The organism is Diplocloster agilis (genome assembly GCF_019042275.1).
GTDB classification, from domain to species: Bacteria; Bacillota; Clostridia; order Lachnospirales; family Lachnospiraceae; genus Diplocloster; species Diplocloster agilis.
In genome coordinates, this window is sequence record NZ_JAHQCW010000005.1 from 154211 (window position 1) to 179189 (window position 24979).

The 24979-nt window shown below is 49.2% G+C and carries 26 protein-coding genes; 23 read left to right on the plus strand and 3 right to left on the minus strand.

Translation table 11 applies throughout. From position 1 onward, the window contains the following. The first annotated feature begins 2 nt into the window (after positions 1 to 2). A complete protein-coding gene (gene ilvA / locus KTH89_RS04935) occupies positions 3 to 1214 on the plus strand; it encodes a threonine ammonia-lyase (RefSeq protein WP_158344852.1) in 1212 nt (403 codons plus the stop codon). 104 nt (positions 1215 to 1318) lie between these two features. On the opposite strand, the gene KTH89_RS04940 is transcribed toward ilvA, so the two are convergent. Beyond that, on the minus strand, positions 1319 to 1666 hold the full coding sequence (locus tag KTH89_RS04940) for a winged helix-turn-helix domain-containing protein (protein WP_238720904.1): 348 nt from the start codon (positions 1664 to 1666) through the stop codon (positions 1319 to 1321). A gap of 288 nt (positions 1667 to 1954) precedes the next feature. Between KTH89_RS04940 and KTH89_RS04945 the strand changes: the two genes are divergently transcribed. Further along, a complete protein-coding gene (locus KTH89_RS04945) occupies positions 1955 to 2722 on the plus strand; it encodes a LytR/AlgR family response regulator transcription factor (RefSeq protein ID WP_238720905.1) in 768 nt (255 codons plus the stop codon). A gap of 77 nt (positions 2723 to 2799) precedes the next feature. Here KTH89_RS04945 and KTH89_RS04950 read toward each other — a convergent pair whose 3' ends face one another. Continuing rightward, a complete protein-coding gene (locus KTH89_RS04950; RefSeq protein ID WP_158344858.1) occupies positions 2800 to 3141 on the minus strand; it encodes a helix-turn-helix domain-containing protein in 342 nt (113 codons plus the stop codon). Positions 3142 to 3252: 111 nt separating this feature from the next. After that, the gene (locus KTH89_RS04955) at positions 3253 to 4716 is read right to left on the minus strand and encodes an FAD-dependent oxidoreductase (RefSeq protein ID WP_238720906.1); all 1464 of its coding nucleotides are present in this window, start codon (positions 4714 to 4716) and stop codon (positions 3253 to 3255) included. Between the two features lie 160 nt (positions 4717 to 4876). On the opposite strand from KTH89_RS04955, the gene KTH89_RS04960 reads away from it, so the two are divergent. From KTH89_RS04960 to KTH89_RS05060, 21 genes are all read left to right on the plus strand, one after another. Further along, complete coding sequence (locus KTH89_RS04960) at positions 4877 to 5683, plus strand: class II aldolase/adducin family protein (RefSeq protein ID WP_238720907.1); 807 nt, start codon at positions 4877 to 4879, stop codon at positions 5681 to 5683. 35 nt (positions 5684 to 5718) lie between these two features. Then, positions 5719 to 7149, plus strand: a complete 1431-nt coding sequence (locus tag KTH89_RS04965; protein ID WP_158344864.1) for an aldehyde dehydrogenase family protein — start codon at positions 5719 to 5721, stop codon at positions 7147 to 7149. 17 nt (positions 7150 to 7166) lie between these two features. Continuing rightward, positions 7167 to 8381: a zinc-dependent alcohol dehydrogenase gene (locus KTH89_RS04970; RefSeq protein WP_158344866.1), complete on the plus strand. Its 1215-nt coding sequence runs from the start codon at positions 7167 to 7169 to the stop codon at positions 8379 to 8381. Between the two features lie 14 nt (positions 8382 to 8395). Beyond that, positions 8396 to 8704, plus strand: a complete 309-nt coding sequence (locus KTH89_RS04975; protein WP_158344868.1) for a BMC domain-containing protein — start codon at positions 8396 to 8398, stop codon at positions 8702 to 8704. Positions 8705 to 8770: 66 nt separating this feature from the next. After that, complete coding sequence (locus KTH89_RS04980) at positions 8771 to 9049, plus strand: BMC domain-containing protein (RefSeq protein WP_158344870.1); 279 nt, start codon at positions 8771 to 8773, stop codon at positions 9047 to 9049. Positions 9050 to 9067: 18 nt separating this feature from the next. Beyond that, positions 9068 to 9361, plus strand: a complete 294-nt coding sequence (locus tag KTH89_RS04985; RefSeq protein WP_158344872.1) for a BMC domain-containing protein — start codon at positions 9068 to 9070, stop codon at positions 9359 to 9361. A gap of 98 nt (positions 9362 to 9459) precedes the next feature. Then, positions 9460 to 9738, plus strand: coding sequence for a BMC domain-containing protein (locus KTH89_RS04990; protein ID WP_158344894.1), 279 nt, complete (start codon positions 9460 to 9462; stop codon positions 9736 to 9738). 208 nt (positions 9739 to 9946) lie between these two features. Beyond that, the gene (locus KTH89_RS04995) at positions 9947 to 10588 is read left to right on the plus strand and encodes a phosphate propanoyltransferase (RefSeq protein ID WP_238720908.1); all 642 of its coding nucleotides are present in this window, start codon (positions 9947 to 9949) and stop codon (positions 10586 to 10588) included. 38 nt (positions 10589 to 10626) lie between these two features. Beyond that, positions 10627 to 10905: a EutN/CcmL family microcompartment protein gene (locus KTH89_RS05000; protein ID WP_158344876.1), complete on the plus strand. Its 279-nt coding sequence runs from the start codon at positions 10627 to 10629 to the stop codon at positions 10903 to 10905. 15 nt (positions 10906 to 10920) lie between these two features. Next, positions 10921 to 12249: an SLBB domain-containing protein gene (locus tag KTH89_RS05005; protein WP_158344878.1), complete on the plus strand. Its 1329-nt coding sequence runs from the start codon at positions 10921 to 10923 to the stop codon at positions 12247 to 12249. Between the two features lie 16 nt (positions 12250 to 12265). Then, positions 12266 to 12814: a BMC domain-containing protein gene (locus KTH89_RS05010; protein ID WP_158344880.1), complete on the plus strand. Its 549-nt coding sequence runs from the start codon at positions 12266 to 12268 to the stop codon at positions 12812 to 12814. Positions 12815 to 13081: 267 nt separating this feature from the next. After that, positions 13082 to 13339, plus strand: coding sequence for an HPr family phosphocarrier protein (locus tag KTH89_RS05015; protein WP_238720909.1), 258 nt, complete (start codon positions 13082 to 13084; stop codon positions 13337 to 13339). 218 nt (positions 13340 to 13557) lie between these two features. Next, a complete protein-coding gene (locus KTH89_RS05020; protein ID WP_238720910.1) occupies positions 13558 to 14106 on the plus strand; it encodes a biotin transporter BioY in 549 nt (182 codons plus the stop codon). Positions 14107 to 14306: 200 nt separating this feature from the next. Continuing rightward, positions 14307 to 15491, plus strand: a complete 1185-nt coding sequence (locus KTH89_RS05025; protein ID WP_238720911.1) for an AI-2E family transporter — start codon at positions 14307 to 14309, stop codon at positions 15489 to 15491. A 30-nt stretch (positions 15492 to 15521) separates the two neighbouring features. After that, positions 15522 to 16895, plus strand: coding sequence for a dihydropyrimidinase (gene hydA / locus KTH89_RS05030; protein WP_238720912.1), 1374 nt, complete (start codon positions 15522 to 15524; stop codon positions 16893 to 16895). 730 nt (positions 16896 to 17625) lie between these two features. Then, entirely contained in the window at positions 17626 to 19299 is a 1674-nt protein-coding gene (locus tag KTH89_RS05035; RefSeq protein WP_158348806.1) for a phosphoenolpyruvate carboxykinase (ATP), read from the plus strand. 123 nt (positions 19300 to 19422) lie between these two features. After that, entirely contained in the window at positions 19423 to 20859 is a 1437-nt protein-coding gene (locus tag KTH89_RS05040) for an acyl-CoA carboxylase subunit beta (protein ID WP_238720913.1), read from the plus strand. 15 nt (positions 20860 to 20874) lie between these two features. Beyond that, the gene (locus tag KTH89_RS05045; RefSeq protein WP_238720914.1) at positions 20875 to 21594 is read left to right on the plus strand and encodes an OadG family transporter subunit; all 720 of its coding nucleotides are present in this window, start codon (positions 20875 to 20877) and stop codon (positions 21592 to 21594) included. A gap of 22 nt (positions 21595 to 21616) precedes the next feature. Then, on the plus strand, positions 21617 to 21991 hold the full coding sequence (locus tag KTH89_RS05050) for a biotin/lipoyl-binding carrier protein (RefSeq protein WP_158348809.1): 375 nt from the start codon (positions 21617 to 21619) through the stop codon (positions 21989 to 21991). A 124-nt stretch (positions 21992 to 22115) separates the two neighbouring features. After that, positions 22116 to 23264 carry a sodium ion-translocating decarboxylase subunit beta gene (locus KTH89_RS05055; protein ID WP_158348810.1) on the plus strand — a complete coding sequence of 383 codons (1149 nt, stop codon included), beginning with the start codon at positions 22116 to 22118 and terminating at the stop codon, positions 23262 to 23264. 28 nt (positions 23265 to 23292) lie between these two features. Then, on the plus strand, positions 23293 to 24699 hold the full coding sequence (locus tag KTH89_RS05060; protein WP_238720915.1) for an oxaloacetate decarboxylase subunit alpha: 1407 nt from the start codon (positions 23293 to 23295) through the stop codon (positions 24697 to 24699). Positions 24700 to 24979: the final 280 nt, after the last annotated feature.

The window sequence follows — 24979 nt, forward strand, 5'->3', positions numbered from 1 at the left end:
CTATGTTAACATTAGAAAGTTTTGAGGAAGCATCAGAGGTCGTCAAGAAGGTTACAACCGCCACGGAATTGGTATACAGCGACTATTTCAGCGCCAGAACCGGGAACCGGGTTTATTTTAAACCGGAAAATATGCAGGTGACAGGAGCCTATAAGATCCGCGGCGCCTATTACAAGATCAGCACGCTTACGGAAGAGGAAAGAAGCAAGGGGCTGATTACCGCTTCCGCAGGCAATCACGCCCAGGGTGTTGCGTATGCGGCAAAAGAGTTCGGCTGTAAGGCGGTCATCGTGATGCCTACTACCACGCCACTTATGAAGGTGAACCGTACGAAGAGCTACGGGGCTGAAGTGGTGCTGGCGGGAGACGTCTATGATGAGGCATGCGCCAAGGCCTACGAGCTGGCGGAAGAATACGGCTATACCTTTATCCATCCCTTCGACGATCTGGCAGTGGCGACCGGTCAGGGAACCATCGCGATGGAGATCGTCAAAGAACTTCCGCTGGTGGATTATATTCTGGTACCTATCGGCGGCGGCGGCCTTGCAACCGGGGTATCCACACTGGCCAAGCTCCTGAATCCGAAGATCCAGGTGATCGGCGTGGAGCCTGCCGGAGCCAACTGTCTGCAGGAATCCATCAAAGCGGGCAAAGTGGTCAGCCTCCCCGCCGTGAACACCATCGCGGACGGCACCGCGGTCAAAACCCCCGGCAGCAACATTTTTCCCTTTATCCAGCAGAATCTGGATGACATTATCACCGTGGAGGACGACGAACTGGTCGTATCCTTCCTGGATATGGTAGAAAACCACAAGATGATCGTGGAGAATTCCGGCCTGCTGACTGTGGCCGCCTTAAAACATCTGCCTTCCAAAAATAAAAAAGTCGTATCCATCCTAAGCGGCGGCAATATGGACGTAATCACCATGGCCTCTGTGGTGCAGCACGGCCTGATCCAGAGAGACCGGATCTTCACCGTATCGGTACTCCTGCCCGACAAGCCCGGCGAGCTGGTCCAGGTGGCCGGCATTATCGCCAAAGAGCAGGGCAACGTTATCAAGCTGGATCACAACCAGTTCGTGGCTGTGAACCGGAACGCGGCGGTGGAATTAAAGATAACCATGGAGGCCTTCGGCACCGATCACAAGAACCAGATCGTCAAGGCCCTGGAGAAGAACGGTTACCGGCCGAAGATCATCCGGCCCAACCTGTAAGCGTTTGGATTATCAAAAGAGGCTGTGAAAAAACAGTCTGAATACGAAGAGGGCTTTCGTCTTTGCGTTGCTGAGACGGTAAGCCCTCTTCGTGTTTTTTAAAATTAAGAAAAATATTTGTGAAACAGCGCGTCGACGCTGCTCTGGGCTTCGGCCATAAAAGCATTGTAGCGTTCCAGCATTTCTTCGGCTTCAGGCGTCAGATGAGACCCTCCGCCCTGGCTGCCGCCAATGGTACCTTCCAGGAGTGAAAATCCCAGATCCTGCTCCGCGCGGCCGATTATTTTCCAGCCTTTGCTGTAGGACATATTAATGGATGCGCAGGCCTGGCGCAGGGAATGGGTTTCTTTTACCAGGGAAAGTATGGTGGCTACTCCCGGCCCGAAGTCGGGCTGTTCGTTAAAAACCTGGATTTTTAATTTGTATTTCCGGGGATACGGTATAGATGCCATAATGTACCTCGTCTTTCGTGCGGTTCCGCTATAACATTCCGGTTTTATAGGTTAGCTGCGCTGCTATTTTATAATCTATCCTCTAGTTTAATTCACTTGTTGATGCTTGTCAAATCAACGGGGAAAATATCTCCATTTTATAATAGACCGCCCGATGTGAGACAAGAATAAAATGACATCCCATAGAGTATAGTAATATATTCCATAGAGTTGACAACCCTAAAATATGGGTATATAATTTCATTAAAAATGGTGAAGAAGAAAAGGTTCTGGTAATGTGGAGAGATTATGGTTAAAATTGCAGTTTACGATCAACGAACCGATGTGGTAAACCGGATTCTATGCACTTTGAGATTGCGGTATGGATACCGGGTTGCAGCCAGGGGATTCACGGATCTGGAGTCCTTCCGGGAAGGACTTCTCTTGCAATGGCCGCCGGATATTGCGGTTTTGAATATAGCCGTTGATATGGATGCTTGTATCGGTACAGCGAAAAAGATTCAGGAGGCATATGGGAGGATTCCGTTTATTTTTCTCATGGATTCTTATTGTGAACTGGCGAAAGTCTTTCAGGTGAATACCGCAGCCTGCCTGAAACTGCCGTTGCAGCCGGTGAAAATGACGGCGGCGGTGGATCATTTGATGAACGAAAAGAAGGAAAGGGACAGGGAAGTCCTGCTGGTTAAAAATCAGTCCGGAATGGAACTCATCCCGTGTGAGGAGATATGGAGTATTGGCAGCTGCAGACATACGGTCACTGTTTATGGACAGAAGAATATCTGGAAGTGTTACGGAAAATTGGATGAGATGATGGAACGTCTCCCCTGGTATTTTCTGCGTTGTCATCAGAGCTGGATTGTCAATATGGAAAAATTAAAAGAAGTGCAGAACTCTTATATCGAGATGGATAGTGCAAAGAGAATCCCGGTGAGCAGAAACCGGTGTAAGACCGTCAGAAAATTTACGGAAGAGAATTTTGAAAACATGTTGGAAAACCAGGAAGATAAAAGAATCCGAATATGTGTATCTGAGTCTGAAAAAGCGGCGCATGAATAACCGTATATAATAAGAAAGAATTTATTTTATCCGGGATCTTTTGTTTATGATATCATAGGGACAAAATTCAGGAATTGCTAGGATGATTTCATCCTTATTGCATTGATAAACTCTGTCAATATGCGTATCGCTGATTCCCGGGATGCGTCGTCAAGAGAATTCAATAATTCAAGTATCATGTCATTTTGATATCCGGCGTGGTTGCCAAAGATTAAGTAATCGGCGGATATATTGCATCCGGAACATATTTTAAAAATAGTTTTTGAAGTGATGCTTTTTTTACCGCTCTCCACCGCAGCCAGAAAACTTTCGGAAATATCACATATTTCACAGAACTGTTCTCTTGACATTTGAAGAGCTTCCCGGACTTCCCGGATCCGGAGTCCGACTAATAGGTTAAAATCTTTGTTTATCTCCACGTGATCGCTCCTTACTTGTTCCTGTCATCATATATAGTGTAACAAAAAAAGGTAATTAAAAAATATTCTATAGAGCATGATAAAATACCCTATAGAATAATAATGGAACTTTCACGAATTGTGTTTTTCTGTATGGTGTGAATCTTCAATCGCAGGATTGCTGATAATATTTCCCTTGTAATCGAGCCGGGTTCCGTGACATGGGCAATCCCAGGACTTTTCATCGGGATTCCAGCTGAGGGTGCAGCCAAGATGCGGACATCGCAGATGGACCAGCGATACATTGCCGTTCTCATCCCGGTAGGCTCCCAGCAGTTCGCCGTCCTTTTCCACCACACCCCCCTGTCCATTTTTCAGATCTTCGATCTTAACTGCGTTCTTTCGGGCTTTTCGCCCGATCAGGCTGCGTACCGCATGTCCGATCTCATTGGCATAATTCCCAAACTCAGAGAGTTCATCAAAGCGCTTCGGCAAAAACACGTCCTGGCAGGCATTCGGCTGCCCGGTCAGGATATCCGTCAGAAGCTTGGCCGCGACCATGGAAGTAGTCATTCCCCATTCCTGAAAGCCTGTGGCCAGATAAAGATTGGGGGTGAACAGAGAATATCTTCCTATATAAGGCAGGCCGTCCAGAGTAACGCAATCCTGAGCAGACCAGTGATATTCCTCCCTGGCGTTCGGATAGAGCTGCCTTGCTTTTGCACGCAGCCTGTCGTAGAAGCCGCCCTGAATATTTTCTCCCGTGCGGTGGTTCCCGCCGCCGATGATCAGATAATCTCCGTAAGAACGGAACGTGCAGCCATCTTTGGAGGCGTTCACGTACATTCCCGATAAGGCGGGCACGCCGGATAAGGCCAGCGTGTAGGAACGCTCCTGGTGCATCCTGGTAAAATAAAGTCCGGGCATATTGATAAAAGGATAGTGTGTAGTGATGATGATATGCCTGGCATGTACCTGATATCCTGCCTGCGTATATACCGTATTTTTTTTGACCTTTACGGCCATAGTATGTTCATAGATGTTCAGGTGTGCTGCCAGTTGCCATAGAAACTTAAGCGGATGAAACTGCGCCTGGTCCTCATATCGGACTGCCCCGGTTACGGGAAAGGGCAGTTCCGTTCCGGTTACCATAGACACGGGGAGACCAAAAGACGCGGCAGCTTTATATTCCGCCTCAAGGGCAGTGGTATCCCCGGTTGCATAGAGATAGCAGGGCAGTATCTCAAATCCGCAGTCTATCTGTTCGGTTTCGATCAGATCCCGGTAGGCAAAGACCGCTTTTTGATTTGCAATCGCATAACTGCCGGCCGATTTTTTTCCAATTTGTCGTAGCAGCCGGTCGTAGATCAAACCGTGGCATGCGGTGATCTTGGCAGTTGTGTGGGAAGTGATACCGCTGCCGACGGTGTTCCCTTCCAGCACCGCTACCTTGACGCCCTGTTTCATCAGGTGATAGGCGGTTAAGATCCCGGCCATACCGGCGCCGATGACTACCGCTTCCGTATCCAGATCCTGATCCAGAACGGGAAAATCTTTTTTATATTTCCCGGAATTTTTAATCCATAGAGAGTCCATGTAAGTCACCTCGCTTAGAGTATGACACAATGCCAATATTTTCATACGAAAAACCCGAAAATTCTTTATAAATGTGTTGATTTTGAATAAACAAGTGGTAGAATAAGCTTAAAGTCAAAACAAAACAACACAAACAAACATATTAAGGAGGATTTATTTCATGGCTAACGAGTATGAAATTAAAAAACAAATCTGTGATATCGGTAAGAGAATCTACAACCGGAACATGGTTGCGGCAAACGACGGTAATATTTCCGTAAAGCTGAATGATCATGAGTTCCTGTGTACCCCTACCGGTGTATCCAAAGGTTTCATGACCCCTGAGTATATCTGTAAAGTAGACGAAAACGGTAACTGCCTGCAGGCAAACGGAAACTTCCGTCCTTCTTCTGAAATCAAGATGCATATGAGAGTGTACAAATTAAGACCTGACGTAGGTTCCGTAGTACATGCTCATCCTACTTTCGCAACTTCCTTCGCTATCGCCGGTATTCCTTTGACCCAGCCGATCATGCCGGAAGCTGTTATCGCTCTTGGCTGCGTACCGATCGCTGAGTACGGCACCCCTTCTACCGATGAGATCCCGGATGCTGTTGAAAAATACCTGCCTTACTATGATGCAGTATTACTTGAGAACCACGGCGCACTGAGCTATGCAGGAGATCTGTTAAGCGCATATTTAAAGATGGAATCCGTAGAATTCTATGCGGAATTATTGTACAAGTCCAGAATGCTTGGCGGACCGAAGGAATTCGATAAAGATCAGATCGCGAAACTGTACGAGATCAGAAGAAAAATGGGTCTGCCCGGAAAACATCCCGCGAACCTGTGTGCGGAATTAGGCGGCAAATGTGACGGCGGATGCCATGGCGCATGCAGCTGCGGCGCAGATAAGAAAGAGGATGCCGCGGATGTGGAAAAGATCGTTGCAGAAGTAACCAAAAAAATCCTCGAGCAGATGAGATAAAAGATGTATAAATAAAAAATAAAGGAGGTGTTCCCGTGGCTGTAAGTGAACAGGAGATTCAAAATATTGTACGCGGCGTACTGCGCAACATGTCCGGAGCAGCAGAAACTGTAAATCCGGCGCCGGTACATAACACACAGCCCAAACAGCTCATGGGTATCTTCGAGAACGTAGAAGATGCTATCGCAGCGGCGAAGAAAGCACAGAAAGAAATTCAGCCGATGCCTTTAGAGTTTCGGGAAAAGATCATTGCCAATATCCGTAAGAAAACGCTTGAGAACGCGAAGCTATTTGCAGAATTGGGCGTAGAAGAGACCGGTATGGGTAATGTGGGACATAAAATATTGAAACACCAGCTGGTAGCGGAGAAAACACCGGGAACCGAAGACCTGAGTACGGTCGCATGGTCCGGAGACAGAGGCCTGACTCTGATCGAGCAGGGTCCCTGGGGAGTCATCGGAGCGGTTACCCCCTCCACGAACCCGACAGAAACCGTTATCTGTAATTCCATCGGAATGCTGGCAGCCGGAAACGCGGTTGTATTCGCACCCCACCCGGCAGCAAAGAAGGTCTCCAACCTGGCCATCGATATGGTGAACAGAGCCAGCGTGGAAGTCGGCGGACCTGAGAATCTGGCTACGGCGGTTTACGAGCCTTCGATGGAAGTAAGCCAGGTGATCTTCAAACACAAAGACATTCAGCTTCTGGTAGCCACCGGCGGTCCCGGCGTGGTAACCACCGTTCTTTCCTCCGGAAAGAGAGCTTTGGGAGCGGGAGCCGGAAACCCTCCGGTTCTGGTAGATGAAACTGCTAATGTGCAGAAAGCAGCCGAAGATATCGTAAACGGATGTACCTTTGATAACAATCTGCCCTGTATCGCGGAGAAAGAAGTAGTGGCCGTGGATCTGATCGCGGACGAACTGATTTACCATATGGAGCAGGCCGGATGCTACAAAGCAAGTCCGGAAGAAGTACAGAAGTTAATCGAAACCGTATTCATAGAGAAAAACGGAAGAAGGATTCTGAACAGAAAATGTGTTGGCCGAAGCGCGAAGGTACTGCTGGAGAAGATCGGTGTTACGGTGGGCGATGAGATCCGCTGCATCATCTTCGAAGGGGAAAAGACCAATCCGCTGATCTGGGAAGAACTGATGATGCCGATCCTTGGAATCGTTCGTGTCAAGAACGTGGACGAAGGAATCGCCACCTCAGTGGAACTGGAGCACGGCAACCGTCATTCCGCGCATATGCATTCCACCAGTGTCGTGAACCTGACCAAATACGGTAAAGCGATCGACACCGCGATCTTCGTAAAGAACGGCCCTTCCTACGCGGCCTTAGGCTTCGGGGGAGAAGGATATCCGACCTTCACGATCGCCAGCAGAACCGGTGAGGGATTGACATCCGCCAAGACCTTTACCAAAATGAGACGCTGTGTTATGTGCGATGCATTGTGCATACGATAGGAGGCAGAAAGACAGATATGGAACAGGTAAATATAGAAGAAATCGTAAAACAGGTATTATCTGAGATGAAAGGAAGCACCGGCAGCCAGGCAGCCGCTCCCGCAAAGAGTGCAGCACCTGCTGGCGCTATACCGAAAACATCCAGAGTAGCGATGCTGACCGGCCTCGAACACTACGACATCAAGGAATATCCGATCCCGGAACTGGGCGACGACGATATCCTGGTCAAAGTGGAAGGCTGCGGCGTATGCGGTACCGACGCCCATGAATTCAAGAGAGATCCCTTCGGTTTGATCCCGGTTGTCTTAGGACACGAGGGTACCGGCGAGATCGTGAAGATGGGTAAAAATGTGAAAGTGGACAGCGCCGGAAAACCTCTGGCATTGGGTGACAAGGTTGTTACCTGTATGATCTTCAAAGACAACCCGGACATCACCATGTTCGACCTGAACAAACAGAATGTGGGCGGAGCCGATGTATATGGCTTGCTTCCCGATGACGATATCCATCTGAACGGATGGTTTGCCGACTACCTGGTAGTCAGAGGCGGGTCCAGTATCTTCAATGTAAGCGATCTGGATCTGGATTCCAGAATTCTGATCGAGCCCTGCGCTGTTTTGATTCACGCAGTAGAGCGTGCGAAAACCACAGGCATCTTAAGATTCAACAGCAGAGTAGCCGTACAGGGCTGCGGACCTATCGGTCTGATCTGCATCGCGATCTTAAAGACGATGGGAATCCAGAATATCGTAGCTATCGACGGGGAACAGAAACGTCTGGACTTCGCAAAAGAACTGGGAGCTTCCGCAAGTGTCAACTTCAAGGATCACAAGGGAATTGAAGAGCTGACCGAGGCTGTGAAGGATGCTTTCGGCGGATACCTGGCAGATTTCGCATTCCAGTGTACCGGATCTCCGGTTGCTCATGCGAACATCTACAAATTCATCCGCAACGGCGGCGGACTCTGTGAGCTTGGCTTCTTCATCAACGGCGGAGACGCAACCATCAATCCTCACTTTGATATCTGCTCCAAAGAGATTACGACGGTTGGTTCCTGGGTATACACCCTGAGAGATTACGCGACCACCTTTGATTTCTTAAAGAGCGCGAAACAGATTGGCCTTCCGATCAACAAATTGATCACCCACAAGTTCCCGTTGGATCAGATCAATGAGGCGCATCACACGAACCTGAGGATGGAAGGACTTAAGATCGCCATCATCAACGAATAAAGGTGGAATGAGCAATGGCAGGTCAGGCAGTTGGATTGTTAGAAGTATTTGGCTGTGTAGCGGCTTTTGTAGCGGCAGATGCAGCGGCAAAGGCGGGCAATGTCTCGATTGAATCACTGGATAAGAACAAACCGGCCAATGCAGACGCACTACCCGTACCGCTGATCATGTGCCTGAAAATCCGCGGTCCGGTTGCAGATGTGAGAGCTGCCATGGAGGCGGCCAAAGCAGCAGCCAGCAGCATCACCGGGGTAGTTACCGAATATATTATTCCGGCTCCGGATGAGAATACGGAGAAGATGTTGAAAATCAGTGCAATATAAGATATGATGTTGAAATAGAATGTATAGTAAATGAAAAGCAAACGCCCTTAAGGAGGATTTTTAATTATGACACAGGAAGCATTAGGAATGGTAGAAACCAGAGGTTTAGTAGCAGCGATTGAGGCATCTGACGCAATGGTAAAGGCTGCTGACGTTACTCTGATCGGAACTGAGAAAATCGGAAGCGGACTGGTAACCGTTATGGTTCGCGGAGATGTAGGCGCGGTAAAAGCTGCAACAGAAGTTGGTGGAGAAGCTGCTGCAAGACTTGGAGAATTAGTAGCTGTACACGTAATCCCGAGACCTCATACGGACGTTGAGAAAATTTTACCGATCATTAAATAATAAAAGCAGGGAATGCGTATGAAATCTTTAGGTTTGGTAGAATTACCGAATTGTACGGACGCAATCGTCGTGTTAGACCAGATGCTGAAAACGGCGAATGTGAAGTTTCTTACATGGGAAAAGAAACTGGGCGGCCGGTTAGTGACCATTTTCGTCCAGGGGGAAGTATCCGCCGTCACCGAAGCCGTAGAACGGGCTAAGAACTGCGGTACAGGCCGGGTCGTTGCTTCCGCGGTAATCGCAAACCCTCATGAAGAAACAATGAAGCTGGTAGAAACTAGCCGCAGGAAATACAAATTCAAATTTGATTAAATGCAAAGATGAAATTTCCGGGCGGTTCACGAGGAAACGAAATGGCACAGACTAAGACGAGACAAGAAAAACAAATCGAAATTAAGGAGGAAAAAAGAATGGATCTTCAGGCATTAGGAATGGTAGAAACCAGAGGTTTAGTTGCATCGATCGAAGCAGCCGATGCAATGTTAAAAGCTGCAAACGTAGTATTAGTTGGTACCGAGAAAATCGGTAGCGGACTGGTAAGCGTTATGGTCCGTGGCGACGTAGGCGCTGTTAAAGCTGCTGTAGAAGCAGGTTCCGCCAACGCTGCAAAATTAGGTGAAGTGATTGCTGTACATGTAATCCCGAGACCTCATTCGGATGTGGAGAAAATTCTTCCCCAGATCAAATAATCTATAAGACAATTGTTACGAAACAGAGAAGAAGGAGAGCTCCTTCTTCTCTGTGGATTGTAACCAAACCCTAAGAAGGGTTAAAAAGGATGAACGGAACGTTCATCCATACCTGGATGTGCAAAACAACGCACGCATGGAGGAACGGCTGAACAAAATGTTCATCCATACCTAGATGTGCAAAAAAAATGCACGCATGGAGGAAATGATGCAAGAACAATTAATACAGGAAATTACCCAGAACGTATTAAAACAGCTTCATAATGTTGACGTGTATAATGAGGAAAACAAAGTTCCCATCGGCGTATCCGCAAGACATGTGCATCTTTGCAGGGAACATATCGATATATTATTTGGCAAGGATTATCAGCTGACAAAGAAAAAAGATCTGATGGGCGGCCAGTTCGCTTCCAACGAGTGTGTAACCTTGGTGGGAACAAAGCTGCGCGCCATTGAGAATGTCCGTATTCTCGGGCCGGAACGAAAGGCTTCCCAGGTGGAAGTTTCCAAGACCGATGCGATCCGCTTAGGATTGAATCCTCCGGTCAGGGAGTCCGGTAAGATCGAGGGAAGCGCACCGGTATCCCTGGTGGGACCCAAAGGCGTGGTTTACCTCAATGAAGGCTGTATCGTAGCCATGCGTCACATCCATATGTCTCCGGACGACGCTAAAAAGTTCGGTGTGGAAAACGGACAGATCGTTAAAGTACGTTTCGGCAGCGAGCGCGGCGGTATTTTTGAAGATGTTTTAATCCGGGTGCACCCGACCTTTACTCTGGAAATGCATATTGATACCGATGAGGCAAACGGACTGGGCATCGGAAAGCAGATGGGTATTCTGATAAAATAAGATTTTAAATGGAAGAGTGCCGGGGAGGCGCAGATGACATGATAATAGGTAAGGTTGTAGGTACGGTTATTTGTACCAGAAAAAATGATCATCTGGTTGGGAATAAGTTCCTCATAATAGATCCCATGGAGAAAATGGCATCTGAGATGGAATCCAGAATAGTGGCAGTGGACAATGTGGGAGCCGGTATCGGTGAAATCGTGTTGGTAGCCAGAGGCAGTGCGGCGCGTGTCGGCTGTGGGGATGAGAACTCTCCCGTAGATGCCTGCGTCGTAGGTATCGTAGATGATCCGCAGAAAATCGTTATTGTAGAATAGGTTGGAGTGAATAACATGGAATTGGTACAGATGAAGGAAGCGCTATATGAAGGCGGTGTCGTAGGAGCAGGCGGGGCAGGCTTCCCGACCTACGCGAAATTGTCGGACAAAGCACAAACCGTAATCCTGAACTGTGCGGAATGCGAACCGTTGATCAAGGTTGACCGGCAGCTGATCATGGCCCATGCAGAAGAGATTCTATCCGGTATGCAGATGCTGGTGGACACCATGGGAGCGGAAGAAGGCATTCTGGCAGTTAAGAAGTCTTATACGGCGGCGATCGAGGCAGTGCAAAGCCGCATCGGCGGATATCCGAAATTGCGGTTACATATACTGCCCGATATCTATCCGGCCGGGGACGAGGTGGTTCTGATCTATGAGACCACAGGCAAGATTGTTCCGCAGGGTAAAATACCTATCTTGGTAGGCTGCGTTGTCGTCAATGTGGAGACAGTGCTGAATCTATATAATAAGGTAACAAGTGACAAAGATGTTACATCCAAGTTTGTCACGGTAGCCGGTCTGGTAAACAATCCCCTGACCGTAGAGGTTCCGGTAGGCATCACCGTACAGGAACTGATCGATCTGGCCGGCGGAGTGTCAACACAGGACTACGCCATCTTAATGGGCGGTCCTATGACGGGACGGATCTGTTCCGCCCACGATATCGTGACCAAGACTACAAAAGCAATTCTTATATTGCCTCCTGACTGCCCTCCGATCGCCAAGAGACGTCGTGAGAGCCGTCTGGATATCCGCAATGCGATGTCCGTATGTTCCCAGTGTTCCATGTGCACAAGCCTGTGCCCGAGAAATCTGCTGGGACAGTCCATCAAGCCCCATGAATTTATGCGCTCCATCGCAAACGGCCTGACGGACAATGTAGAACCGTATCTGAATACATTCTTCTGCTGCTCCTGCGGCCTGTGTGAGATGTATTCCTGCCACCAGGACTTGTCCCCCAGAAGACTGATGGATGAGTACAAAGGCAAGATGCGCGCCAAGGGAATCAAGATTCCGGACAAAGCAGGAAAAGGTGTGGCAAGCCCGCTTCGGGAAGAGAGAAGAGTCCCCGAGCATCGTCTGGTTCACCGTCTGGGATTACACCAGTTTGATGTTCCGGCGCCACTGGTAAAATGCGAGAAGGAATTCAAAGAGGTGAAACTGATGCTCCGTCAGAACATCGGCGCTCCTTGTGTTCCGGAGGTCAAGGTGGGAGATTCCGTAACGGAAGGACAGACCGTCGCAAGACCACCGAAGGAAGCATTAGGTACCTGCCTGCATGCAAGTATCGGCGGTAAGGTTACGGCAGTTACGGATCAATTTATAACCATTAAGGCATAGTGTGGAGATGAAAGCGATGAATAGAGCAATAGGAATGGTAGAATACAAAACGGTTTCTTCCGGTATACAGGCGGCGGATTTGATCGTGAAGACATCGGATGTGACGCTGATTGAGGCCCAGACCGTATGTCCCGGTAAGTTCATTATCTTATTTTCCGGTGATATCAGTGCGGTCCGCGTGGCTGTGGATGCAGCAGAACGTCAGTTCCCGGAAAGCATGATAGACAAATTCGTGTTGGGTAATCCTCATGATTCCATCTTTAAGGCACTGTCCTGCACAGCGGAGATCGACGATGTAAATGCCCTGGGCATTGTGGAAACCTTCACGGGCGCTTCTGCAATCGTAGCGGCCGATCACGCGGCCAAGACGGCGGAAGTGGATATCTTCGAGATCCGGATCGCCAGAGGTATGTGCGGAAAATCCTATGTACTGCTGACCGGATCGGTAGCGGCAGTGACGGAAGCGGTGGAATCCAGCGTTTCCATGATAAAAGAGGAAGGTCTGGTACTGGATTACGCAGTAATACCAAGCCCTTCCAAAGAGTTTGTACGTACTTTAATCTAGGTTTGTTTGTGTTTGTGCATAGAGGGACCGGCCGGCCCGACAGGATAACTGTTTGGTTGGCCGGTTTTTTATTCCATAGGAAAGTGCGCCTATGGAATAAAAAGCCCTCCGGGGGATCGCACTGCGGCGGAAATGAAGTTGCCGCTTACGCGGCCCGCCGCAGGCGGAGAGTTTCGCTGGCGAAACTCTTTTTTAGTCATGTCAATAAAAGAGAAAGAATTGGATATACTGAATAATAGTTTGATTCAATCGGGACAGGAGGAAGCAATGAAAGAATTTGTATATACAATAAAGGATGAATTAGGTATTCATGCCAGACCCGCGGGGATGCTGGCGAAGCTGGCAGCCGGATATAAAAGCCGGATATTGATCTGCTGTAACGACCGGGAAGTGGATGTAAAAAGGATTATGGGCGTGATGGGTTTAGGCGTAAAACAGGGACAAAAGATCATGCTTAAGGCAGAGGGCGAGGATGAGGAGGAAGCCGGGGAGGCTCTGCGCAAATTTATGGATGAGAATCTGTAATCGTTCAGATGGAGTAAGTTTGACGCAATGGAATTTTAAATGGGGCAGTGCATTCAGATTGACCAATCAGAGGCACTGCTTCATTATTACTCGTAAAGTTAACTGCACACAAAAAAGGTTGACAATCAGCAGACAAATCTATATAATAAAATCAACCTAGAAAAAAGAAGGTTAACAATTGACCGACCAAAAAGATACATAAAACGGAGGAATTATTTATGAAGCAGAAAATATCAACCAGATCTATCGTTGCCGTGGGAGTATTTGCCGCTGTGATAGCCGTACTTTCGCAGATATCGGTTCCCATGCCGTCCCAGGTGCCGATCACACTTCAGACATTTGCAATCGCGCTGGCCGGATATGTGCTGGGATGGAAGCGGGGACTGGGTGCTGTTGGTGTATATGTACTGCTGGGGGCAGTGGGGGTTCCGGTCTTTGCAAATTTAACGGCAGGTTTTCAGATCCTGGTGGGACCTACCGGCGGCTTTATCTTTGGATTCCTGGGCATGGTTATACTGTGCGGACTTGGTGGAAAACAGAAAAATAAGCCCCTCGCAAGTTTATTAAGCCTGGGCGGACTGGCTGTCTGCCATTTGGCAGGAGCTTTGCAATTTTCTCTCGTCACTTCTACATCCATAGGACAGGCCTTATTAATCGCATCTGTCCCCTATCTGATCAAGGACGTGGTTTCCCTTGCACTTGCTTACGTTGTGGGAGCGATACTCAGGAAGAGGCTGGCTTCAGCCGGTATTCTGATCTATGTATAATAGAAACTCCATGGCAACAGCATAAAAATGAAACGATTCAGCGGATATTTTCTAAGGAATTAGGAAATATCCGTTTTTGATTGTGCGCCATAAATTACCCGCCATAAATTGTAATCCGGCTATTCTTGCGAAAAGAAATAGATTGTAGTATGATAGCAGTAATTATAAGACCGCATAAAAGAATGAGGAGAAGTCTGCGTATGGACCTGGATAAAAAAAATTCCCGAAAGATATTTGGATTTATTGCATTTGGTATCATCCTTTTTGTTGCGATGGAAAACCTGGGCGCCGTAGCCGGGGCTGCAGGCCGGATTCTGGGCCTGTTTTGGCCGTTCCTGCTGGGGCTTTGCATTGCTTTTATTTTAAATATTCCCATGCGTCTTCTGGAAGAAAGAGTATTCGCAGGCCTGAAAGGGAAGAAGGTTTGGAATAAAATCTGCCGTCCGGTCTGCATGGTTTTATCCATAGTCATTATCGTGGCGATTGTATTCTTTGTCATGTTTCTGGTACTGCCGGAGTTAGTCCGGACCTTCACCATACTGAGCAGAAGCATCCCGGTCTTTGTGACCGATGTTCAAAACTGGCTGATTAAACTGGCGGAAGATTTTGACATATCCGCAGATACCATTCGAAATGTCTCTATTGACTGGGATAAAATGATCAGCACGGCGGTAACGTTCCTGCAGGATGGAGCCACCACCGTACTGAATACAACCATAGGAGTGACCACCTCCATCGTAAACGGAGTCGTCAATTTCTTCCTGGCGGTCATCTTTGCCATCTATATTCTGGCGGCAAAAGAAAAACTGGGCGGACAGATCCGCAAATTCCTCCGGGCCTTCATCGATCCGAAAAAAGCGGATCAATTCCTCTATGTATGCAGCCTGTCCAGCCGGATCTTCGGCAACTTTGTCAGCGGACAGTGTACGGAGGCGGTCATTCTGGGGACACTGTGCTGGCTTGGCATGCTGCTTCTGCGGCTGCCTTACCCGCTGGTTATCGGAGCCCTGGTCGGCCTTACCGCCCTGATCCCGATTTTCGGCGCTTTCGTTGGCTGTGCGGTGGGCGCGTTCCTGATCCTGATCGTAAGCCCGGTCAAAGCCCTGATCTTCATCATATTCTTCCTGGTGCTCCAGCAGATCGAAGGAAACCTGATCTATCCGAAAGTAGTAGGCACCTCCGTCGGACTGCCCGGAATCTGGGTGCTTTTGGCGGTGACGATCGGCGGCAGCATGTTCGGCGTTATCGGCATGTTAATTTTCGTTCCGCTCTGTTCGGTCCTCTACTGCCTGTTCCGGGAAGCGGTTCATCACAGGCTCCGCGACAAGGAACAGCCAACGGCCGGCAAGGCGGCTCCGGCAAAAGACCCTGCAGCGAAGAAATAAGCTATATAAATTAAGAGGGAGGTTATAACAATGGCAATCATCATCAAAAACGGTACCGTAGTATCACCAACACAGAGCATCATGCAGGATATCCGTATTGAAGGGGAAAAAATCGCGCAGGTAGGGGAGAGCCTGCCGGTAACCGCGGAGGACACCGTCTACGATGCCCGGGGAAACCTTATATTCCCAGGATTTATCGACGCCCACACCCATATGGACATGGATAACGGTAAAATCGTAACCGCAGACGATTTCGCTTCCGGCGGCCGGGCGGCCATCGCGGGAGGTACGACCCTGTTAATCGATTTTGCCACCCAGGAAAAGGGCCATCTGATGGGAGAGGCCTTCTATCAGTGGATGGCAAAGGCAGAACAGAAATGTTCCTGTGACTATGCCTTCCACATGGCCATCATAGACTGGAATGAGGAAACCAGGCAGGAACTGGCCAACATGTTCCGGATCGGGGTATCCTCCTTTAAAGTATATCTGGCCTACGACAACCTGCGGATCAACGACCGGGAGCTCTACGAGCTGCTGTGTGACATGAAAAAACTGGGTGGAATCGTCGGCGTCCACTGTGAAAACGGCGATCTGGTCAACGAGCTGGTAGCCGAACAGCTGGCGGCAGGCAACACAAGCCCCGCCGCTCATCCGGTCTCCAGACCTGCAGAAGTGGAAGCCGAAGCCATATCACGCCTCCTGTACATAGCCAAACTCGCCGACTGTCCTGTCCACATCGTCCACTTAAGCACGAAACTTGGGTTAGAAGAAATCCGAAAAGCCCGGTCAAACGGCCAAACCGTCTACGTAGAAACCTGTCCCCAATACCTGCTCATGGACGACCATGTATACAGCCAGCCGGACTTCGAGGGAGCCAAATACGTCTGCTCCCCGCCGATCCGCAAAAAAGAAGACCAGGAAGCCCTCTGGGAGGGCATCATAAACGGAGAAATCCAAACTGTAGCCACGGATCACTGCAGCTACAACTTCCACGGCCAAAAAGACCTGGGAATCGACGACTTCTCCAAGATCCCCAACGGCCTGCCCGGCATCGAGCACCGTCCGGAGCTGATCTACACCTACGGAGTCAAAACCGGCCGTATCACCCAAGAAAAAATGTGTGAAATCCTGGCCTCCAACAACGCCAAAATATTCGGCTGCTACCCTCAAAAAGGGGTCATCGCACCCGGCAGCGACGCAGACATCGTCATCTGGCAGGACTGCCGGGAACCCATCACCGCCGCGGCCCAGCACCAAAACGTAGACTACACTCCCTACGAAGGAATCGAGATCCTGGGCAAACCCAAACACGTCTTCCTCCGCGGCCAGGAAGTCTTCCGGGACGGCAAGCTCCTGCAGCCTGAGCTCGGCATCTACATCAACCGCGAACCAGGCGGACTATAAAATCAATAACAAAAACTATAACTTCAAACCGCTTCATGAAACCAGCCCCCAAAGCTATCATCATGAAGCGGTTTTCCTTTCATCCATGGGAAAGATTTCATAGAAAGTGCCTCTATGAAATCTTTCCCATGGATGAAAATCCCTCGCGGCTCCACGGCCACGGAAAGTATAACCGCTTACATCCCGCCGTAGGCAGAGTTTCGCACGCGAAACTCTATATAAAACCCGAACAAAAAACACACCTTCAGAACATAGAAAATCCGCTAGAAGCAACCAAGGGAGGGGAGGGAAACGGCTGGGGCTTGTGGGGATGGGCGGAAATTCTCGCGGGGGCCAATCGCTTGAGGCCGGGCCTTAGAACAGGTTACGCAGATGACGGGAGAACCTCGCAGGGCCTGGAACACTGTCCGAGCCGCCTTTTGGCGAGTTTGTTCCAGGCCCTGCCAATAAGAGGTTCTCCCGCCATCGTAGTTACCTGTTCTTAGGCCCGGCCGAAGCGATTGGCCCCCGCGAGAATTTCCGCCCATCCCCACAAGCCCCAGCCGTTTCCCTCCCCTCCCGCCCCTTCCAACCACTTGTCAAATTTTTCACAATTCCCTCTCAGAATCGCTTGACTTTTAAACCGTGAAATGAGATAATAGACCCAAATTGCGAATCTTATCGCAGTTGCAAAATCCGGCCGTTAAGGGTGAAAAGATGCCGGATACATAGAACTAAAGGAGGACAAGATATGTCGACAAAAGCGTTTTATCCCAGAAACGAAATCGGCGCTGGCAAGCCTGGTTTTGCGAAAACCAGATCCATCATCGAAGCGGCTTTCTACGGGAACAATGTGGTTAAGGTTAACACCTTAAAAGAGGCTTATAATCTGGCCAAGAATTCTCCCGGAACGGTTGTTACCGACATGCCGGTTTACAGAGGCGAAGAATTTGGTCTTGAGCCCGACGCGAAAGTTTTGTTATTTAATGACGGTTCCATCACCGGACGTTACGCTGCAGCAAGAAGAATTGCCGGTGAACCCAATGTGAACTGTGATGAATTAGATAAAATGACCATGGATGCCGTATATGATACCAGATGGAAAAAAATGTATCATGCAGAGGCATATGTAGGACTGGATCCTGAGTTCATGGTAAAAGCCCACCTTCTGATTCCGGAAGGCGAAGAGAATATCATGTATTCCTGGCTGTTGAATTTCCAGTATATGAGCGACTATTATGTAAAGATGTACAAGGAATCCGTGCCGGTAGGCAATGGAAACGAGCCTGACATCTATATCTTCTCTAATCCGCAGTGGCCCGGCACCGACAAGCCCGGATATGATCCGAAATGCCTGTGCTATTTCAATACAGATCAGAACTGTGCCGCTATTCTTGGTATGAGATACTTCGGTGAACATAAAAAAGGAACCCTGACCATGGCCTGGGCGATCGCTAACCGTAACGGTTATGCTTCCTGCCACGGCGGACAGAAGGAATACACTCTGGCCGACGGCTCCAAATATGTTGCTTCCGTATTCGGGCTGTCCGGATCCGGAAAATCTACTCTTACCCATGCAAAACACGGTGGAAAATATGAGATTCAGGTGCTTCATGACGACGCGTTCATTATCAACACCGATACCTGCGCATCGGTTGCTCTGGAGCCCACTTACTTTGATAAAACTCAGGATTATCCGACCGACTGTGAGGATAACAAATATCTGTTAACGGTTATGAACAACTCCGCGACTCTGGATGAGGACGGAAAGGTTGTTATCGTAACAGAGGATATCCGCAATGGCAACGGCCGTGCGATCAAGTCCAAACTTTGGTCCCCGAACCGCGTTGACAAGATCGACGCCCCGGTTAACTCCATTATCTGGATTATGAAAGACCCGACCATTCCTCCGGTCGTGAAATTAAAAGGCGCGTCCTTAGCCTCCGTTATGGGAGCGACACTTGCCACCAAGAGATCCTCTGCGGAGAGACTGGCGGAGGGCGTAGATCCAAACGCGCTGGTTGTGGTTCCTTACGCAAACCCGTTCCGGACCTATCCTTTGTCCCACGACTTTGATAAATTCAAAAAATTAGTTGCTGAGAAGAATGTAGACTGCTATATCGTCAACACCGGCGACTTCATGGGCAAGAAGGTAAAACCTGCCGATACGCTTGGTATCCTGGAAGCGATTGTAGAAGGCAAAGCGGACTTCAAACCTTGGGGGCCTTTCTCCGATATTGAGATCTTTGACTGGGAAGGCTTCGTACCGGATATGAATGATGCGGATTATGTTGCCCAGTTAAAAGCCAGAATGAACGATAGATTAGAGTTTGTAAAATCCAGAGACACCTTCAAAGACGGCTACGATAAACTTCCTGCGGATGCTTTAGCGGCAATCCAGAAGGTAGTAGACGAATTAAACTAATTAGAACTAACAGAGGGCTGTTCTGATGAGAGGACAGCCCTCTCATAAGATGACTACGGTAGGCTATCCGCTATGAAAATGGCGGATTGGATATAAATTTTAGAATAATATGGAGGGTGAAACATGAGTAACAATGCAACAAACGCGGCAAGACAGAGAATTGACGCTCTTCTGGACGCAAACAGTTTTGTTGAAATCGGTGGATATGTTACGGCAAGAAACACAGATTTTAACTTAGCGGCAAAAGAAACACCCGCAGATGGGGTCGTAACAGGTTACGGTGTGATTGATGGAAATCTGGTGTATGTGTACAGCCAGGATGCCTCTGTAATGAACGGTTCCATTGGCGAAATGCATGCAAAGAAGATCGCAGGTTTGTACGATTACGCTATGAAAATGGGAGCTCCGGTGATCGGTCTGGTAGACTGCGCCGGTTTGCGGCTTCAGGAAGCTACCGATGCCTTAAACGGTTTTGGTGAGATCTATCTGAAACAGTCCCTGGCTTCCGGCGTGATTCCTCAGATCACAGCTATTTTCGGAACCTGCGGCGGCGGGCTGGCGCTGGTACCCGGATTGACAGATTTTACCTTTATGGAGGAAAAAGACGCGAAGCTGTTTGTAAACAGCCCCAATGCGATTGACGGAAACAACGTCTCCAAGTGTGACAGCGCTTCCGCGAAATTCCAGAGTGAAGAAGCAGGTCTTGTTGACGTAGTGGCAGACGCTGCTTCCATATTAGAACAAATCAGACAGTTAGTGTGTATGCTTCCTGCCAACAATGAGGATGATATGTCCTATGAAGAATGCACGGATGATCTGAACCGGACTTGTGCGGATCTGGCAAACGCAGCTGGCGATACGGCGATCGCGCTTTCCAATATTTCCGATGACGGCGTGTTCTTCGAGGTAAAGAGAGCTTACGGACAGAATATGGTGGCCGGATTCATCAAATTAAACGGCGTGACGGTAGGCGCTTTGGCGAACCGTACCGAGATGTATGATGAAAACGGAGAAAAGACTGCGGACTTTGACAACGTTCTGTCTGTCAAAGGATGCAGAAAAGCGGCGGAGTTTGTGAACTTCTGCGACGCTTTCGATATCCCGGTGCTGACCCTGACCAACGTAAAAGGCTTCAAAGCCAGCATGTGCGCAGAAAAGAATATTGCCAGAGAGGCGGCGAAGATGACCTGCGCGTTCGCTAACGCCACGGTACCGAAAGTAAATGTGATCATTGGCGAAGCCTACGGCAGCGCTTATGTGGCTATGAACAGCAAATCCATAGGAGCGGATCTGGTATTCGCATGGCCTCAGGCACAGATCGGTATGATGGACGCCGGCTTAGCGGCTAAAATTATGTATGACGGCGAAAGCGCGGATGTCATCAATGAGAAAACAGCGGAATACGCGGCTCTCCAGTCAAGTGCGCTGGCGGCGGCTAAGAGAGGATATGTAGACAACATTATCGATGCGCAGGATACGAGAAAATATGTAATCGGTGCGTTTGAAATGCTGTTTACGAAAAGAGAGGATCGTCCGAGTAAAAAACATGGCACGGTCTAGGAGAGGTGGAAAGATATGAAAAAATTCCTTGTAGCTTTATGTATCATGACCTGTCTCTTTTCCTTGACCGCCTGTGGTAAGCAAGTAGAAAGCCCTTTTGACGACTATAAGGATGAAGATTTCCGGGCGAATTCCGAAGGCTTTATCCAGGGACTCAGCCAGTCGGATGACAATTATTTACAGACACTGATTGCCCAGGAAGACGGCGTGATCTCAGCCGCTGCTGAAAACTGGCTGGATGTCAAAGAAGAGCTTGGCGCTTATAAAGAGGCAAAGGACTTTGAAGTGAAACGGGAAGGAAAGCAGTTAAGCGCTGTCCTGACCGCTCAGTTTGAGAATAGAGACGGAACATTAACCATTACTTACAATGAGGATCTGCAGCCAACTTCGATCACTGTGGATGTGAATTACAGCATGGGAGAGAGAATGGGCAAAGCGGCCTTGAATACCCTGATGGGTATGGGGACGGTGTTTGTGGTTCTGATCCTGATCAGTCTGCTGATTTCCTTATTCAAGTATATCAATAAACTGGAAGCAAAAGTAAACAAAAAACCGGCAGTTTCGGAAGCACCGGCTCCGTCAGCTCCGGTCATTGCAGAACCGGCAGAGGAACTTACGGATGACTATGAACTGGTAGCGGTCATCAGCGCGGCGATCGCTGCGTCGGAAGGCACGTCTGCGGACGGCTTTGTGGTAAGATCAATCAAAAAAAGAACAAAATGGCAAAAGGCCTAATTGAAGATAGGAGGATTTATCCATGAAAAATTATACCATTACCGTAAATGGCAACGTATATGATGTAACCGTAGAAGAAGGCGCAGGTGCTCCCGCAGCGGCAAGCGCTCCCAAGGCTGCCCCGAAGGCTGCTCCCAAAGCGGCTCCGGCTCCCAGCGCAGCAAAACCGGCTGCAGGCGCAGGCAGTGTGCAGGTAAAAGCAAGCGTACCCGGCAAGGTTTATGCGATCGAAGCGAAAGTAGGACAGGCAGTGAAGTCCGGTGATAATCTGGTTATTCTGGAAGCGATGAAAATGGAAATCCCGGTTGTGGCACCTCAGGATGGAACAGTGGCCAGCATCGATGTGGCAGTAGGCGACGCCATTGAGTCCGGAGACGTTTTAGCAACACTCAACTAGGATTCATACGCGTAAAGACAATACCCTTCCGGGCATTTTGTAATACATGCCCTTTGGGCGGGTGTGCAGCTGCGCTGCTCAATTAAAGTATGAATTCCCAATCAAAAATATGGGAGGTTAGATCATGAGTTATGTATTAGAGACTATGGAAAACCTCATACACCAGACTGCGTTTTTTAATTTGACAATCGGAAACGTGGTGATGATTCTGGTTGCGTGTGGTTTCCTGTATCTGGCAATACGAAAAGGATATGAACCGCTGCTGCTGGTTCCGATTTCCTTTGGTATGTTGCTGGTTAATATTTATCCGGACATTATGCTGGCCATTGAAGATTCCGCAAATGGTACCGGTGGATTGCTCCATTACTTCTATCTGCTGGATGAATGGGGAATCCTTCCTCCGCTGATTTTCCTTGGCGTAGGAGCTATGACGGACTTTGGTCCTTTGATCGCGAACCCTAAGAGTTTCCTTTTGGGTGCTGCGGCACAGTTCGGTATCTTTATCGCATATTTCGGAGCGATGGCTTTAGGATTCGGAGATAAGGCAGCGGCAGCGATTTCCATTATCGGCGGAGCCGACGGCCCTACTTCTATCTATCTGGCCGGTAAACTGGGACAGACGGCGATCCTGGGACCGATCGCGGTAGCGGCATATTCCTATATGTCACTGGTTCCGATTATCCAGCCGCCGATCATGAAATTACTGACGACGGAAAAAGAGCGGAAGATCAAGATGGAACAGCTGCGTCCGGTATCCAGACTGGAAAAAATCCTGTTCCCGATTATCGTAACCATCATTGTTTGCGTGATCCTTCCTTCTACCGCTCCCCTGATCGGTATGTTGATGTTAGGTAACCTGTTCCGGGAATCCGGAGTGGTACGTCAGCTGACCGAGACGGCTTCCAACGCCCTGATGTATATCGTGGTTATTCTGCTGGGTACCTCCGTTGGCGCGACCACCAGTGCCCAGGCTTTCCTGACCCCCACTACGATCGCTATCGTGGTATTAGGTCTGGTAGCGTTTATATTCGGTACGGCGGCCGGAGTCCTGTTCGGTAAATTGATGTGTCACCTGACCCATGGCAAGGTGAACCCGCTGATCGGATCCGCCGGTGTATCCGCAGTTCCGATGGCAGCCCGTGTATCCCAGAAGGTAGGTGCGGAGGCAGATCCCACCAACTTCCTGCTGATGCATGCGATGGGACCCAACGTGGCCGGTGTTATCGGTACGGCCGTGGCAGCCGGTGTGTTTATGGCAATCTTCGGTGTGTAATTCAAATATAAGAAGGAGGTAAAATAGAATGGCAGAAAAAAGGCCTGTAAAAATAGTGGAAACGGTTTTGCGTGATGCGCATCAATCCTTAATCGCGACCAGAATGAAAACGGAAGAAATGCTTCCGATAATTGACAAAATGGATAAAGTTGGTTACTACGCAGTAGAGTGCTGGGGTGGCGCAACTTTTGACGCATCCCTTCGTTTCCTGAAAGAGGATCCGTGGGACAGACTGCGTAAATTAAGAGCCGGATTCAAAAATACCAAATTACAGATGTTATTCCGCGGACAAAACATCCTGGGATACCGTCCTTACGCAGACGATGTGGTGGAATACTTCGTACAGAAATCCATCGCAAACGGAATTGATATCATCCGTATTTTCGACTGCATGAACGATCTGCGCAACCTGCAGACAGCGGTTACCGCCACCAACAAAGAAGGCGGCCATGCGCAGGTAGCCTTATCCTATACGCTGGGCGATGCCTACACGATGGACTACTGGACAGAGAAAGCAAAACAGGTAGAGGAGATGGGCGCAGATTCCCTGTGTATCAAGGATATGGCAGGACTTCTGGTTCCCTACGAGGCTACCCGTCTGGTAGAAACTTTGAAAAAAGCGGTCAAGATTCCGATCGACCTGCATACGCACTATACTTCCGGCGTAGCTTCCATGACCTACTTAAAAGCCATCGAAGCCGGATGCGATATCATCGACTGCGCTATGTCCCCGTTCGCGCTGGGAACCAGCCAGCCGGCTACCGAAGTTATGGTAGAGACCTTCCGTGGAACAGAGTACGATACCGGATATGACCAGGCTTTGTTAGCGGAGATCGCCGATTATTTCCGTCCCATGAGAGACAGCGCTCTGGACAGCGGCTTAATGAACCCGAAGGTACTGGGCGTCAACATCAAGACCTTATTATATCAGGTACCGGGCGGTATGCTCTCCAACCTGATGTCCCAGTTAAAGGAACAGCATGCGGAAGACAAATACTATCAGGTTCTGGAAGAAGTTCCGAGAGTAAGAAAAGACCTGGGCGAGCCCCCGCTTGTTACTCCTTCCAGCCAGATCGTTGGAACACAGGCCGTGTTCAACGTCCTGATGGGCGAACGCTACAAGATGGTAACTAAAGAGACCAAGGCCGTCCTGATGGGAGAATACGGCGCCACCGCAAAACCTTTCAACGCGGAACTCCAGAAGAAAGTTATCGGGGACGCAACGCCGATCACCTGCCGTCCGGCAGATCTGATCGAGGCGGAATTAGACAAGTTAGAGAAAGAAGTAGCGCCCTGGAAGCAGCAGGATGAGGACGTCCTCACCTACGCGCTGTTCCCTCAGGTAGCGGTAGACTTCTTCAAATACCGTCAGGCACAGCAGACCAAAGTGGACGCGACTGTAGCCGATACTAAGAACGGGGCTTATCCGGTTTAAGATGGGGAGCCAGTAATGCCGGTTCTTCCGCGGGTTTGGGTATGCCTGCGGCTTAGGGCCGGGGATAATAGCGGTGTCCGGGGATGCTCCCGGCAGCCGGGTTCTTTTGTGTCTCCCTGGGAGCGCAGAGGGCTTGCGCTGGCGCCCGCTAAGTGAAATTGAAAAGCCGGGTTCAGGAACCGAGCCTCTGAACCAGGAACACATGATGTGTTCCCGGTTCAGAGGCTCTTGCCCGTCGGACGTGAAGTCCGCCGTGCATCCTGAACCCGGCTTTTCAATT